The sequence below is a fragment of the Tenacibaculum sp. MAR_2009_124 genome (genome assembly GCF_900105455.1).
GTDB lineage: Bacteria > Bacteroidota > Bacteroidia > Flavobacteriales > Flavobacteriaceae > Polaribacter.
This window is the reverse complement of record NZ_FNSF01000001.1, coordinates 820,999-836,635: the sequence shown is the minus strand read 5'-3', so window position 1 is coordinate 836,635 and position 15,637 is coordinate 820,999. Positions and strand designations below refer to the sequence as shown.

The window sequence follows — 15,637 nt, the reverse complement described above, 5'->3', positions numbered from 1 at the left end:
TTCAAGTTAATTCAAGTTAATTCAAGTTAATTCAAGTTAATTCAAGTTAAATAAAGGACGTCATTGTATATTTGCAATGACGTTTCTTTTTTATAACTATTAATGAACAAATTTCATTCTTTTCAAAGAAATATAAGTGCTGTTGAACTCCCAAAAGAGATTGACTATCCGCATAACTATACACCTCATAAAATCGCACAAATTGCCTCTGAAGAACTTCAGGAATATTTACAAATACAGTCCGATTTTATATATAATTTTGGTTTAAACTCTTCTGAAGGAGTTGGCAAAATGTTTGGAGTTCTTGTTGTTCAAAACAAACGCAAAGAATTAGGTTATATAGCTGCTTTTTCAGGAAAATTAGCCGAAAAAACTATATATAACTACTTTGTTCCTCCTGTGTTCGATACTTTAGATTCTGGTAATTTTTATATTACCGGGGAAAAAAGACTAAATGAGTTAACTCAACAAATTGAAATACTTAGTTCCAATGGGTATTATTTGGAACTTGAACGCAGCTACAACAACCAAAATAAACTGCACGAACAACTCTTAGAAACTGAGCAAATAAACATAAAGAAAAGAAGAAAACTAAGAAAACAACAAAATGCTATTGACAATCAAAAAAACATTAATGAAGAGTTTTATTTAAAAGAATATGAGATATACCTCAACGATAAAATAGCATCGATAAAAACTGAGTATTTTAAGAAACAAAAGGAAATTACAACGTTAAAACAGAAAAGAACTCAGCTATCTTTCGAGATTCAGCAAAAATTATTTCAAAACTATCAATTTTTGAATAATAATTATGACGAGGCGAACTTATTACATCTCTTTAAGGACAGTACACAAAATATTCCTGCGGGAGCAGGTGACTGTTGCGCTCCTAAACTTTTTCAATATGCCTATATAAATCAACTCACTCCTATTGCTCTCGCCGAATTTTGGTGGGGAAAACCATTAACCTCGGCTATTCGAAAGCATAAACAGTACTATCCTGCATGCACAGGCAAGTGTAAACCAATATTGAAACACATGCTCCAGGGACTTCCCGTTGGTACGAATCCTTTATTGGCTACTCTTAATCAAACAAATACTCTCAATATTCTTTATGAAGATGAGTACTTGTTAGCATTAAATAAACCTTATAATATTTTAAGTGTTGCAGGGAAAGAGATTGAACATAGTATTGAATATTTAGTCAAAAAAAACTATCCAAAAGCAACGGGACCTTTAATAGTTCATCGACTAGACATGTCAACTTCAGGAATATTATTAGTTGCCAAAAGAAAAGATATTCATAAGGAACTTCAGAAGCAATTTATAAATAAAACTATACAAAAAAGATATGTAGCTCTTCTGGAAGAGGTTTTAACTAAAGAACAGGGAACAATTGATTTACCGCTAAGAGTTGATTTAGAAGATAGACCAAAACAGATGGTATGTTATAATTTCGGAAAAAAAGCTCTTACAAGATGGGAGAAAATATCCATTGAAAATAATTGCACGAGAGTATATTTTTATCCTATTACTGGAAGAACGCATCAGTTACGTGTGCACTCAGCTCATCCAATAGGATTAAATTCGCCTATTATTGGAGATGATTTATATGGTAATAAGGCAAAAAGATTATGTTTACATGCTGAACAAATTAAATTCATACATCCTATTACAACAAAAGAAATCGTAGTTCACTCTCCTCCTCCATTTTAAATAGTTTTATATTTAATAAACGAAAAAATCCCCTTTCGTTAGAAAGGAGATATCCCTTAAATATTAGCAGAATGTATCGTATTTGTATTTCGGTACAAATACACTTGCAAGATATACAAAATCATAATATTTCCTTGTAAGGGTTAGCCCTAGAAATATGATCAGGGTTTTCCCTAGTCATTATTACCCATTAACCATTACACAAAAAAAAGCCCTCCGAAGAGAGCTAAAACTAAAAACCAATTTAAAAAATCTAATAATGAAAAAATTTTTATTTAAAGATACACTGAAGCCCCTTTTAATACTGATAAAATAAGACAGTGTCCTTTGCCTCTGGCGATCAACAAAGTAATATTTTAGACAAGTGGTTTTTTACCATTTATCGAGCTTTAAATCATTTTTACCGTATCTTTACTGGTATGAATATTGTTATTATTACTGGAGGAAGTAAAGGAATTGGAAAGGCCTTAGCAAAAAAATATGCTTCTGAAAACTACAAAGTCTATTCCCTTTCAAGAAGTATTATAAACATACAAGATGTAACTCAAATTGTAGTTGATTTAAGTAATTTTAAAGAAATGAAAAATCAGTTTTCCATGCTTCTAGATCAATTAAAAGAACATTCTACTTCTTCTATTACTTTAATCAATAATGCTGGTCGACTAGGTACTATTTCAAATATTGAAAATATTGATCCTATTGATATTTCAGAAAGCGTAAACTTAAACATAACAGGCCCCATGGTACTTTCAAATATGTTTATCAATTACACAAAAAACCTTTCATGTAAAAAGCAAATTATTAATATTTCATCTGGAGCCGCAACAAAACCATATGAAGGCTGGAGTGTTTATTGTGCCTCTAAAGCAGCTTTAGATATGTTTACAAAAACTGTTGCCGCTGAGCAGGAAATGCTGGCTAATGGTATAAAATGTATTTCGCTATATCCTGGAGTTGTCGATACAAGCATGCAGGCACAAATAAGAGGAACGAAAGAGGAAAATTTTAAAAATCTTCAACGTTTCGTGGATCTAAAAGAAAACAACGATTTGTATTCCGCTGATTACGTCGCGGAAACTATTTATAATATTGATATTCAGAACAAGTTAGAAAACGGAGCTGTTTTCGATATAAGAACAATATAATTTACCTGAAAATGGTGTTATCTTTTATAAAAGCGTTTTTATAACGTTCACTAAAAGGAATTTGGTTACCATCTTCCAAAATGATTAAATTATCTTCGAAATAAATTTCTTTTACCTTTTTAATATTAATCACATAATTCCTGTGAACTTGTCTAAAATCGGCATTACCTAGTATTTCCTTTAACTTAGTTAATGACAATTTTATAAGATAACTTCCATCGGCACATGTAATACTGCAATACTTTTCTTTAACTTCTACAAAATTTATAGAATCTACATCTACTTTAACAACGCTTCTTTTCTTCTTAATAAAAAGATATGATGGACTAATTACAGCGCTCTTCTCATTAAAACTTATACTATTTGCTTGCTGGTAACAAGATTCTATGGCTAGCTCCAATGAATACAACAATTCTAGTTCATTATAAGGTTTTAATAAATAAACCATTGGATTGGTAAGCTTTGCTTCATCAAATACAGCCTTACTTTGCATGCTTGTTAAAAACAAAAATGGAATATTTACCCCTTGATAGTTTAAACGCTGAGCCAGTTCAATTCCTTCTGGCTTCCCTTCAATCATTATGTCTAAAATTATTACATCGAAAAAACGATTTTTAATCTCTTTCTCTGCCTCCAATGAATTATGAGCTCTAATTACCTCATAATTATTACTCTCAAGGAAAGAAATTAATTGAGTCGCTTCTCTATCTAAATCTTCAAGCAATAATAATCTTAATCTATTCATAATATAAAAGTAAAACTAATTTGTTAAGAAACCCAATTTTTAAAGGCATTATAATAGGCAATAAATGCAAACGCAAATTTAAGCAAAAAACATATTTATTGAAATCAAATGACTACTAAGAATTCAATTATAAATCACATCTAAGAGAATAACATAAAAAACTACAAAAAGAGAAAAAAGCCACATGACATCATTGTGACTTTTCTCATTTATAAGGGGGACTCAATGTAATTTTGTAACACCTTCATAATACCGCAAACATAAAAAAAACCGCTTTTATTAAGGTTAGGACAACTTTAATAAAAAGCCAACTAAGCCATAATATTTTCAACAAGTAAAAAGTAAAAAAATTCAACAAGAATAATAGTTAACTAATTATTAAGGCTTTGCATATAAACAAAAAAAGAAGCTCTTAAAAGAGCTTCTCCTAGTACTTTCCATCCGTATGGAAATTAAAGTCCCAACACTATAAATTTATATTAAGAATAATATTATCGTCAACAAAGTATTACGTAGTTATCTAAAGATTTTATCATAAAAATTATGAAAAATCTACCTATAGAGAATTAAAAAAGGATAAGAAGTTTTCTCCAAAAGTCAAACCTTCCTATCCTTACACTAAAGCTTACTACACTTATACCAAAACTACAGGTATATATATTATTTCCTGAGTTATTTAGATATTTTGTTCTCTTTTTAAGTTAAATGGTTTGATTTGATCGACGAATCAAACACCCTATAAAACTACTAGACTTTTAAACAACTAACTGCATACGTTCATATACTTAAATTACCAATTTCCTTAAAAGTGCTTCTAAAACAATACACAGTTAGTCTAAAATGACGCATAAAACTAAAGCATTCGTCACTCTTAATTTCCAATATTTAGTTTAATTCCCCTATCTGTATGATCACATGGATTATTTAATCGACTGACTGTTTCTTCTCAATATTAAAAACCCTATGAAGTTTATTTTTCAAGACCGTGAAATTACACTGAGTTAAAATACCTATCCTTAGGTATTTATACTAACCAAGCTCTTTATACCTTTACCCTACTTAACTAAAACTACAAATTATGATAACAACCCAGCATTTACAAAGCAACACTCGTTTAAAAAATCTGGAAACAGAAATGAAAGCTATTATTGAATCGAGTAATACTAAATTATCCTTAGAAAGTTTAAAGGGTAATTTTTACAAACGAGCCTCACTGCAAACTGTTAAAGGAATTCTAAAAGCTTCTAATGTAATTGGTATTAGTTCACGGAATAATGTAGGAATTACAGTAGAAGTTAAATATAACATATCAGGGGTTGATTTAGATACTATTTATATTGGTGGTGAAGGATCAACAACTACCTCTGGAATTCTTTCTAATGTATCCATGAATCCTGATAATACGATTGATTTGGAAGTTAATCAAAATACTCAAACAAACAATCCGTACAACTTTAATACTGATTATATCCGTAATTCCTCGCAAGAATATAATCACACTAATAACCCTATAAATGACTCTGATGAATATGTGCTTATAGAAACTGAACCTGTATAAAATGAGGGAATAAATCTACGCTGTATACCAGATTACTAAAAACTATAACAAACATTACACATGAAAAAACAAATTATACCTTGGCTCATGGGAATTTTATTAACTTTCTCATACCAATCAGTCAGTCAATCATTAGGGCAAGATACGGAAGGCTTTAGCACACTTGTGTTTCCATCAACAAATATTGGATTAAACTTAAGTGAAGACGTTGCTAGTTTCAGTTTATATAGAAAATCGAGGTTTACAAATAATAAACCATCCACTATGCCTCGGATATCAGATGCTTTTCGAGGTAGTAATGACCCTAGTATTATAAAGAATAACCTAGAAAAAATACTAAAACAAAAAGAAGCTATCAGAAATAAAGAAAAGGCTAGTAAATATGTTTATTATGGAGTGGATTTAAAAGGAAGTTCTGAAAATGGACTTGCACCGATATTCTCTTCCGAAAAACTGGCATCTTCAGCAAGTATTAACGGATTAATCGGAATAAAATGGATGACACATCATCACACAAAAGAACATATACTTGATTATGTTCAAGCAAGATTAAATATAAGTGAGTTTTTAAAAATTAAAAAGCAAGTAAAAAAACTACTCAAAAACAAAGTTTTAACTCCGACACAACAAAAACATTTAATTACAAAATTAGATAATGACTCTATAAGTGTTAAAGAAAAAATACCTAAAGTAATTGACAATATAAATGAACTAGAAACTCTTAAGTCGGGTTATGTACCTTCAATGGATGCTATAATTAATCATTTACAACAGTTAGCAACATTTACAGCACGTTTAAAACGAGCAATTGATAGAAATGAACCTGATGCCGACATTTTTTCGCATAAAAAGTCCTTAAGTGCTCTCATGAAAAAAAAGGACTATAAGTTTCTTCTTAAATCCATTCCGTTTAATAATGATAACATTTTTGCCTCTGAATGGGATAAAGTTATGCACAAAATTGATCATTTAATTTTATTAAAGAAAGATGAAAAATACCACACAAAAATTTCTTTTAAGCCTAAACAAGAGATAGACCTATTAATCACTTCTTTTAAGAAATATCAAAATGGATTGGATTTATTAGTAAAACTTGATGCCGAAAGTGAAAACGATATTATTAATCAATTGAATTACAAAAATAAATATCTAGTTTATGTTCGCGGTGGATTCTCTGGCTCTGAATTTAAACTCGATCTTCAAAATAACGGAACAAGTATTGATTCTAGATTTGCAGATACATCCTTTAATGGTTATAACGTTGAATTAGGAACGACCATGCAATTCAAAAAGCAAAAATTCCTTGGAGCAAGCATTGCCTATTCTTATACTCATAACTTAGGTAGCTTGGAAAGTAGAACCTTTGCATTTCAAACCGTTGATCCAAACGTACAAGGAGGTAATCTTGTTAATGTTGAACAAATAAACGCCCTTACTGGAGGTTATGATCGTTTCCATCGTTTAGATATTAATCTGGACTATGCCTATTTATTCAAACTTCTTGAACAAAGAAATCCTCATAAACCAAGTCAAACGTACTTGAGTATAAATCCATATTTAAGACATAGAATTTATAACAACGCGAACACATTAAAAAATAATACAGTTTTAGGAATTGGTTTTCATGCTTATAATAGTAAAGACAATAAACTTATGGGAGGTGTTTATATACAAACCAGAGATTTATTCGGAGTACATAAAAATGATAAAGGCTTTTTTGACGAAGGAATTTCTTTTGGTTTAGTTGTTCAATATAATTTTGACGGATTAAAGTTATAATTTTGACTACCTACTTTATCGAAATCACTAATCACTAATCTTTATTATAGTCCAAAAAAAGAGGCTGCCCATAACCAAATAAACAACCTCTACTCTACAAATGAGAAATCAATTATACAGGTACCCCCATACCTGTATTTTATTCCTAGATAAAACCTAGGGCTATACCATTTCATTTCTCTTAAAATGAAAACATAGCAATATCATTACTACACAGAGAATATTCCTGCATATTCAATATATAACTAGCTTAAGTATTATTAATACCTAAACATTTAGACTTAAAACTTTTGTATTTGAAAGCAATTTTTACAGTCATTTCGAAAGTAAAGTACTTCCATAGCGGGTGCAATATACGAATATTTGCAAAAAACACGAATTATACAATGTTAAAGTGAACAAAAAGCTACATAATTAACTTTATTCTAAATTGTATAATTCACCACTTCCCCCATTCTTCCAACTGATTATGAGGCACAACAGCTTGAAGAAATAGGTGTAGAAACGTTCAAGGAAATGACATTGAAAAACCGTTCATAATTTATGCAAAATTAGCAAGGTTATAAACCGATGAATGTATATGCATTTGAATAGATTACCTTTGCTTTTAATATTGATATGAATTTCAACCTCTAAACTTCAATTTGTATGAGACCCCTTCCCCAAATTATCCTATTTATCTTTTTAGTGCTTGTTATTTCTTGCGGAACAGTAAAAACATTAACCACTCAAGAAAAAACTCAATTAAACAAGGTAATTGATTCAATGCATTTCTTAGATCAAAAACACCGACATAACTTAATTGCTGTTGATTCGAAATACAAAGTAGATAGGAAGAATAATGGAGGGAAGTTTCTGACTCAAAAAGCAAAAAGAAAGAAATTAGGAGATAACTATAAAAACTACCAAAAAAGCAAGGATAGTATTAAAAGTCTTGTAGATAAAACTAACGAATCCAATACTCTACTACTTCTTGATTTAACAAAAAAACATGGATTTCCTAGTAGAGAGCGTTTAAAAGTATACAAATCGTCAGCCTATTTTATTTTTATACATTCACCAAAGAAATATTACAGTTCTATTAAAGAAGTTATTTCAAAAGAGTATAAAGAAAAAAGAATTTCAGAATATGAAAAAGCTTACATTTTTTGGCATATCAACGGGAGAGGCGGCACACCTCCAAGGTTAGGAAAAGATGGAACTATTTTATTAGCTAAACCTCATCAATAATCAATAGTTCGAATTTCTTAATTTAGGAAAAACGTAGAAACCTTATCAATACCACCTTGTCATACTAATAGATTTTTCTAAAAGCTATAATTACACCATTTACTAAAAGGATTGTTAAGAAAAATGACCGCAATTACCAGCATAAAATTTGTTTTCGGAAAGGAATTTTCATTTGCTACGACAGAACATTGATAAACTCCATTATTATGAAACTTCCAGCATTTCTTAATTTTATAACTTTCCTATTCACCTTTGCTATCGGTTTTTCGCAACAGAAAGAAATCCAAATTAAAGTACACCATGTTTCGAACAATGTATATATGCTCGTTGGACAAGGAGGAAACATTGCTATTTCGGCAGGCGAAGACGGTGTTTTTATGATTGATGACCAATTTGCTCGATTAACACCCAAAATTTTAAAGGCAATAAAAACAGTTAGCGAAAAAGACATTAGATTTTTGTTAAACACTCATTGGCATGGTGATCATACTGGTGGAAATAAAAATATGGAAAAAGAAGGAGCTGTAATTATAGCTCATGAAAATGTAAGAAAGCGCATGAGCACTGATCAATTTCAAAAGCGACGCAATCGTACCATAAAAGCTGCTCCGAAAGGTGCTCTACCTATAGTTACCTTTACAAAAGACCTCAACTTTCACTTTAATGGAGAATCGATATATGCTTTTCATGTACACAATGCGCATACCGATGGCGATGCTATGGTATATTTTGGAAGCAGCAATGTACTTCATATGGGAGATACTTATTTTCAAGGAAAGTACCCATACATAGACCTAGACTCTGGAGGAAGTGCTCAGGGATATATTGATGCCATTAAAAAGGCCCTTTTAATAATTGATGATGAAACCAAAATAATTCCTGGTCATCGAAATCTTTCTTTTAAAACGGAATTAAAAGAATACCTCGCAATGCTGGAGGAGATTAAAATAAATATCCTTACTGAAATTAATGCTGGAAAAACTGAAGAAGAAGTAGCCAACAACATTAAACTCACCCAAAAATTTGATGATCTTAAATATGGTGATTGGTTTATTTCTGGGGAAGCGATAAGACGAACATTTTATAGAAGCTTAAAGAAGTAATCCAAATATCGATACAGAATTACTTGAGATAATTCTAATTATGGAAAGAAAACTCAACTATCTTATTTCCATTACCCCAATTGTGTATCAATAATACAACTTGAAATAAATAAGAACGATTAAAAAATCACCAAATCCATTTTATTAAATGGTGCTCCTTTCGAACGATTATACCATCTAGCAAGTGGAATTACCACAATAAAGTATCTGGAATTACTTTTCTTATTAATTTTGTCTAACCTACAACTAAAAACATTAAACAAAATAATTTATCTTTGATAACTCAATCAGAGAATAAAGTAAGATGCAGCAAAAAACAGCAATCGTATGGTTTACTAATAACTTAAGAATACAGGATAGCAAAGCTTTGTATGAGGCCTGCTCTCAATACTCTAAAGTGATTGGTATTTATTGTTTTGATAAGAATCTATTTAACACCTCACAATTTGGGTTTAAAAAAATCGAAAAGTTCCGAACTCAATTTCTAATTGAGTCGGTTAACAATCTTGCCGAGAATCTTAAAAAGTTAAATATTTCCTTATTCACCTACTTCGATCATCCAAATAGTAAAGTTGTTGAGTTTTGCAAAAAATACAATGCAAGTGCTTTGTTCTTTCAAAAAGAGTTTACTCATGAAGAAAACAGCATTATTAAGAGAATAGAACAAAAACTATCAAAAACAGTAACAATTCACTCATATTACGATCAGTTTTTATATCATCCAGACACGGTTAATTTCGATATTCTTCATACTCCAGAGGTTTTTACCAATTTCAGAAAAAGGATTGAAAAAGTTGTTTCTACCAAACCATCTTTAGTCATCGTCCCAAAAGAAACGAGTAATTGGATTAATGTAGACACACAATTACCCTCGTTGATGGATTTAGGGTCTGAAGTTTTTGAAAAGCATCAGAAATCGGCCTTTCCTTTTAAAGGAGGTGAAACCCAGGCGTCTCTGCGTTTACAACATTATTTCTTCAAAACAAAAAAATTAAACTTCTATAAAAAGACAAGGAATGAATTATTAGGAATCGACTATAGTTCAAAGTTTTCTCCTTGGTTGGCCAATGGTTGTATTTCGGCAAAGAGTATTTACTGGGAAGTTAAAAAATTTGAACAGGAGTTTGGAAGCAATCAGTCTACCTATTGGTTAATTTTTGAATTGATTTGGAGAGATTACTTCAAGTTTTTATCTCTTAAACATCAAAACAATTTGTTTAAAGCAACTGGAATTAAACAAATCGAATATTCATGGAATAACGACAAAAAACTTGTTAATGATTGGATTAACGGAGAAACTTCCAATGATTTTGTTAATGCTAATATGATAGAGCTTAAAAAAACTGGCTGGATGAGTAATAGAGGTAGACAAAATGTAGCTTCCTTTTTCGCAAAAGAGTTATTTCTTGATTGGCGTATTGGTGCTGCTTATTTCGAAAGTATGCTTATCGATTATGATGTTCATAGTAACTATGGAAACTGGCAATATGTTGCTGGTGTTGGTAATGATCCGAGAGATAGAAAGTTTAATGTGCAATGGCAAGCTGAAAAATATGACGGGCACGGTCACTATCGTCGAACTTGGTTACAAACTTCTTTATTCTAAAAATTTAATACAATCCCCATGAAACAAGTAATATTTATATTTCCGCATCAAATTTTTAAAAATATAGAACTACTGGATTCTGAGATCCCTATATATCTAATTGAAGAAACTTTATTCTTTAATCAATACAATTTTCATCAGCAAAAATTGGCTTTCCATAGAGCTACCATGAAATTTTATGAAGAGTTTTTAAAACAACAGAATTTCAATGTTAACTATATTCAAGCGCTGGAAAAAGAAAGTGACATTCGATTTCTTTTAGAAAAACTTATTCTTCAGGGCCTAGAAGAACTATATCTTATAGATCCCAGTGATAATTGGTTGAAAAAAAGAATTATAGGTTTCGAAAAAAGAATTAGCATTACCATCCATGAATCGCCTCTTTTTATAAATTCTAAAAACGACCTGTCATCTTTCTTTAAGCCTACAAAAAAGAAGTTCTTTCAAACTTCATTCTATAAACAACAGCGACTATTAAGAAATATTCTTATCGAAAATGGAAAACCTACAGGTGGAAAATGGACCTATGACACTGAAAATCGTAAGAAATACCCCAAAGGGAAAGTAGCGCCGACCATATCGTTTCCTAAATCAAACTCTTATTATAAAGAAGCTAAGGAATATATTCATAAACACTTTTCTGAAAATCTCGGAACGCTACAAGATCAGCAGATATATCCAACAACCTTTGAAGAAGCTGAAGTTTGGTTTACTAACTTTTTAGAAACCAGGTTTCACGAATTTGGTATTTACGAAGACGCTATTGTATCTCGTGAGTATTTTTTAAATCACAGTGTTTTATCCCCTTTAATTAATGTTGGTCTTCTTACTCCGGAATATGTCATTCACAAAGCAATAGATTATGCGGAAAAGAATAATACTCCTATTAATTCCTTAGAAGGTTTCGTGAGACAAATTTTAGGTTGGCGTGAATTTATTCGTGGAATTTACGAAGTAAAAGGCGCAGAAGAAAGAACCAAAAATTTTTGGAAACACAACCGAAAAATACCTAATTCATTTTATGATGGAACCACGGGTATTTTACCTATTGATACGACCATAAAAAAACTAAAGCTTACAGGCTATGCACATCATATAGAAAGATTAATGATACTTGGAAACTTTATGCTGCTTTGCGAATTTGATCCTGATGAAGTGTACCAATGGTTTATGGAGTTTTTTATCGATAGTTATGATTGGGTAATGGTTCCTAATATATACGGAATGAGTTTATTTGCTGATGGAGGACTCATGTCTACAAAACCATATATTAGCAGTAGTAATTATGTTAAAAAAATGAGTAATTACCCTACTGGTAATTGGCAAAATATTTGGGACGGACTATTCTGGAGGTTTATGAATGTAAACAGAGTTTTCTTATCTAAAAACCCTCGCCTAAAAATGTTAATCACTAACTTAGATAAAATGGATACAGAAAAGCGTAATAAACATTTTCAAAATGCCGAAACATTTTTAAGCGACCTTAATAAAACTAAAAAATCAAATCAATTGAATTTGTTATAAAATGGCTTGAGTGAATTTTAAAAAGCACAAATAAAATAGTTAACTCAGGCTTTCTTTTTTCAAGATATACAATGTTATTTCCAATTCGTTATGAATATTTACAACCCTAAAGCCAAGTTTTTTATAAAAGGGCAAATTCCTAATGTCAGAAGTTTCCAAATATAGAGTTTTCGTTACTCCATAATATTGTATTACCTCCTCAATTAATTTCGATCCTATACGTTTTCCTTGAAATTCCTTATAAACACCAACATAATATAAATGAAGATAATTCCCCTTGGGATGATTCTTATTAATTGCTTTTTCTCTTTGTAAAACATTTATAACGTTGTTTATTCCAAGAATATTGAACATTAAATTCACTTTCCAAATAAGTAAGTGTAAACGCTTTGTTATAGTTCCTTTTCTCTCTTCGTCTTTTGTTAACATCAATAAACAACCATTGGCATCGTCTGAAATGAAAACATCTCCATTATAAAACGTGTTTAAGGTAAAGAACTTCATAAGTTTCCTTATTCTTAAACTTTGATTCTTACCTTTTCTTGTAACGTTAATTATTGATTTATTCTCTTTGAATGAATCTGTTAAAACATCTGTAACTCTACCAATATCTTTTATCGTAGCCTTTATCATTAAAGTTATTTTTCGCAATAGCCTGCGAAATTAACTAAATCTGAGTAAAACCAAGTAAACTTAGACCTTAAATAGCGGTAAGTATTGCGCAAAACTATTAGCTAAGGACTAACACGAAGAGACTTTTGTTCTTTGGCATATTTTTTGATTTTATCTAAACGAATAGCATTTTTATCAAAATATGTGACCTATTAAAAAATAGTGTGTCATAATTAATGTAAACGAAAAGTTCTTTATTTAAAATAAAAACCTAAATACAAACAAGTTAACTGACAACAAAACAGTAAATGAAACATAAAGTAAACCTCATAGGATAGACCGAGGTCCCTAAAAAGAAACATTTATAGAGTTATAGTTTATTTAATTCTTAATCAAAAGACTTAATCACTTTATTAATACTTGAACTTACTACCTTCATCGTTTATCATTAATTTCTCATACTACACCACATAAAATTTTGACTCGATATCAAACGATTGATAGCAAACGTAAATGAAACATAAAGTAAATCTCCTTGACTGAGATCCCTAAAAAGAAACATTTACCAAAATTACTATCTATTAGATTATCAATAAAAACAATATATTATTCAAATGTTTGACTTATAATAATTGTTATTACTGTATTAATATTTTAAAAGTCAAGCTTTCAAACTTATTATCTAGTTACTTATTTAAACAGTAATGTAACAAATGTTACAAGCTATTAAAATATAAGTCACTATCTTAGACTCAAATAAGAAAAAAGTAACTTAAAAAACAACAATATACCTTAAATGCTATGTTATATAGCTAAAGGCCTACTTCACAGAGTAGGTCTTTTTGTTTTCCCAAAAACATTGATACTTTAATTTACATTCACAAAAAGTTATTACAACGTACTATTTAACTCATTACAAAGCAGTACGCTCAACCTCCACTTCTCTATTCAATATCAATTGATTATATTTAATGAAAACAATATTGCATGCTAAGCAAACATGAAAAATCTCAATTAAGAAATCAATTATTCAGACATTTAGATGGAATTGTAACTTGCCCATCGGCTTTTGTCCTTTTTAATCAGGGAGTCACTCAGTATCTCTTAGAAAAACAGGAAATAACTCTTTCAAAATTAAGTGAACGGTTTAAGGCTAACAATGGCTACTTAAATGTAGCCTTGCGCACATTATGTTCGCAAGGATGGTTAGTTCAGCGGGTAGACAATAAAAATAACGTCGTTACCTATATTTGCAACGAAAACTCTCAAATAGCTTTTAACTATTTCAATCTTTACAAAGAAGCGTTTGAATTACTCCAATATTCTGAACATTTTAGCGCTAGAAAATTCAATAAAGATCCTTTTTACAAATTAGAAAAACTGTTTAAAAATTTTTCGAAAAATTTTAATATTCCCACAAATGAAAACTCTAAAGAAGTAAGGATTCTTTCTCAAATACTTCAACATATTGAAGGGATTATTGTAGGTCCCACTATTGTATTATTAGGTATGAGTGGTATGTTTCATAAATACTTTATGCAAACAAAATTTAAAGCAGAAGAATTTCATAAAGATCCCGATAGTTTTGAACGTTTATTAAATATTCTCACCAATTTAGGATGGTTTACTAAAGACAACGAGTTTTATGAATTCACCGATAAAGGACTATTTTTTGCAAAACGAGCAAGTGCTTATGGCGTTACAGTATCCTATATTCCAACACTTCGAAAGCTTGATACGTTAATTTTTGGCAATCCTCGTCTTTTCAGATCAGAAGGAAATAGCAACCATGAAATTCATGTTGATAGAGAGATGAACGTTTGGGGAAGCGGTGGTGCCCATGCCTCCTACTTCAGAGTAATTGATGAAATTATTATTGATTTGTTTAATAAGCCAATTGAAGAACAGCCCAAAGGAATTTTGGATGTTGGTTGTGGAAATGGAGCTTTTTTAAAGCATTTATTCAACCTTATTGAAGGTAGAACTTCTCGTGGAAAACAATTGGAAGAGCACCCTTTGTTATTAATCGGAGTTGATTATAACGAAGCCGCTCTTAAAATAACGCGAAAAAACTTAGTACAAGCTGATATTTGGGCGAAAGTAATTTGGGGAGATATTGGAAATCCAAAAGCTCTATCGAATGATCTGGAAGATAAATACGGCATAAACCTTTCTGATTTATTGAATGTAAGAACTTTTTTAGATCATAATAGAATTTGGGAAACTCCATCTACTTCTAAAAATATAACGCTAACAGCTTCTACTGGGGCTTATGCGTATCGCGGGGAACGACTAAACAATAACTTGGTTATAGAGTCTTTTAAACAACATTTTAGGAAGTGGAAACCATATATAGACAAATTCGGCCTTTTACTCATAGAACTTCATACCTCAAATCCTGATTTAGTAGCTAAAAACCTAGGAAAAACAGCAGCAACAGCCTATGATGCAACTCATGGTTATTCTGATCAATACATTATAGAGTTAAGTGAGTATATGGAAGCAATGAAGTCGATAGGTTTATTTCCAAACGAGCAGGTTTTTAAGAAATTCCCTGACTCCAACTTAGCTACAGTTTCTATTAATTTATTCAACACAAAAAATCCACAACAAAGTTAG

At 30.6% G+C, this 15,637-nt stretch carries 11 protein-coding genes; 9 read left to right on the top strand and 2 right to left on the bottom strand.

Going from position 1 to position 15,637, the window contains the following annotated elements; genetic code table 11:
• Positions 1 to 102: 102 nt before the first annotated feature.
• On the top strand, positions 103 to 1,716 hold the full coding sequence (locus BLW23_RS02790; protein WP_093667716.1) for an RluA family pseudouridine synthase: 1,614 nt from the start codon (positions 103 to 105) through the stop codon (positions 1,714 to 1,716).
• 419 nt (positions 1,717 to 2,135) lie between these two features.
• Positions 2,136 to 2,861: a (S)-benzoin forming benzil reductase gene (locus tag BLW23_RS02785; RefSeq protein WP_143032092.1), complete on the top strand. Its 726-nt coding sequence runs from the start codon at positions 2,136 to 2,138 to the stop codon at positions 2,859 to 2,861.
• A gap of 1 nt (position 2,862) precedes the next feature.
• Here BLW23_RS02785 and BLW23_RS02780 read toward each other — a convergent pair whose 3' ends face one another.
• Positions 2,863 to 3,606 carry a LytR/AlgR family response regulator transcription factor gene (locus BLW23_RS02780; RefSeq protein ID WP_093667714.1) on the bottom strand — a complete coding sequence of 248 codons (744 nt, stop codon included), beginning with the start codon at positions 3,604 to 3,606 and terminating at the stop codon, positions 2,863 to 2,865.
• A gap of 1,078 nt (positions 3,607 to 4,684) precedes the next feature.
• Between BLW23_RS02780 and BLW23_RS02775 the strand changes: the two genes are divergently transcribed.
• The 6 genes from BLW23_RS02775 (at position 4,685) to BLW23_RS02750 (ending at position 12,406) form a co-directional block, all read left to right on the top strand.
• Positions 4,685 to 5,164: a hypothetical protein gene (locus BLW23_RS02775; protein ID WP_093667713.1), complete on the top strand. Its 480-nt coding sequence runs from the start codon at positions 4,685 to 4,687 to the stop codon at positions 5,162 to 5,164.
• A gap of 60 nt (positions 5,165 to 5,224) precedes the next feature.
• A complete protein-coding gene (locus BLW23_RS02770; RefSeq protein ID WP_143032091.1) occupies positions 5,225 to 6,943 on the top strand; it encodes a hypothetical protein in 1,719 nt (572 codons plus the stop codon).
• A 648-nt stretch (positions 6,944 to 7,591) separates the two neighbouring features.
• A complete protein-coding gene (locus BLW23_RS02765; RefSeq protein WP_143032090.1) occupies positions 7,592 to 8,173 on the top strand; it encodes a hypothetical protein in 582 nt (193 codons plus the stop codon).
• Positions 8,174 to 8,379: 206 nt separating this feature from the next.
• Positions 8,380 to 9,276: an MBL fold metallo-hydrolase gene (locus tag BLW23_RS02760; protein WP_093667710.1), complete on the top strand. Its 897-nt coding sequence runs from the start codon at positions 8,380 to 8,382 to the stop codon at positions 9,274 to 9,276.
• Between the two features lie 304 nt (positions 9,277 to 9,580).
• Entirely contained in the window at positions 9,581 to 10,882 is a 1,302-nt protein-coding gene (locus BLW23_RS02755) for a DASH family cryptochrome (RefSeq protein WP_093667709.1), read from the top strand.
• Between the two features lie 18 nt (positions 10,883 to 10,900).
• A complete protein-coding gene (locus tag BLW23_RS02750; RefSeq protein WP_093667708.1) occupies positions 10,901 to 12,406 on the top strand; it encodes a cryptochrome/photolyase family protein in 1,506 nt (501 codons plus the stop codon).
• A 39-nt stretch (positions 12,407 to 12,445) separates the two neighbouring features.
• Here the strand turns inward: BLW23_RS02750 and BLW23_RS02745 are convergent, their stop codons facing one another.
• Complete coding sequence (locus BLW23_RS02745) at positions 12,446 to 13,039, bottom strand: GNAT family N-acetyltransferase (RefSeq protein WP_093667707.1); 594 nt, start codon at positions 13,037 to 13,039, stop codon at positions 12,446 to 12,448.
• A 966-nt stretch (positions 13,040 to 14,005) separates the two neighbouring features.
• Between BLW23_RS02745 and BLW23_RS02740 the strand changes: the two genes are divergently transcribed.
• The gene (locus tag BLW23_RS02740; protein WP_093667706.1) at positions 14,006 to 15,637 is read left to right on the top strand and encodes a class I SAM-dependent methyltransferase; all 1,632 of its coding nucleotides are present in this window, start codon (positions 14,006 to 14,008) and stop codon (positions 15,635 to 15,637) included.

What these genes read in the sequence shown, in the direction of transcription:
- BLW23_RS02790 (WP_093667716.1), top strand. Translation starts at nt 103, where the DNA reads ATGAACAAATTTCATTCTTTTCAAAGAAATATAAGTGCTGTTGAACTC.
- BLW23_RS02785 (WP_143032092.1), top strand. Translation starts at nt 2,136, where the DNA reads ATGAATATTGTTATTATTACTGGAGGAAGTAAAGGAATTGGAAAGGCC.
- BLW23_RS02780 (WP_093667714.1), bottom strand. Translation starts at nt 3,606, where the DNA reads ATGAATAGATTAAGATTATTATTGCTTGAAGATTTAGATAGAGAAGCG.
- BLW23_RS02775 (WP_093667713.1), top strand. Translation starts at nt 4,685, where the DNA reads ATGATAACAACCCAGCATTTACAAAGCAACACTCGTTTAAAAAATCTG.
- BLW23_RS02770 (WP_143032091.1), top strand. Translation starts at nt 5,225, where the DNA reads ATGAAAAAACAAATTATACCTTGGCTCATGGGAATTTTATTAACTTTC.
- BLW23_RS02765 (WP_143032090.1), top strand. Translation starts at nt 7,592, where the DNA reads ATGAGACCCCTTCCCCAAATTATCCTATTTATCTTTTTAGTGCTTGTT.
- BLW23_RS02760 (WP_093667710.1), top strand. Translation starts at nt 8,380, where the DNA reads ATGAAACTTCCAGCATTTCTTAATTTTATAACTTTCCTATTCACCTTT.
- BLW23_RS02755 (WP_093667709.1), top strand. Translation starts at nt 9,581, where the DNA reads ATGCAGCAAAAAACAGCAATCGTATGGTTTACTAATAACTTAAGAATA.
- BLW23_RS02750 (WP_093667708.1), top strand. Translation starts at nt 10,901, where the DNA reads ATGAAACAAGTAATATTTATATTTCCGCATCAAATTTTTAAAAATATA.
- BLW23_RS02745 (WP_093667707.1), bottom strand. Translation starts at nt 13,039, where the DNA reads ATGATAAAGGCTACGATAAAAGATATTGGTAGAGTTACAGATGTTTTA.
- BLW23_RS02740 (WP_093667706.1), top strand. Translation starts at nt 14,006, where the DNA reads ATGCTAAGCAAACATGAAAAATCTCAATTAAGAAATCAATTATTCAGA.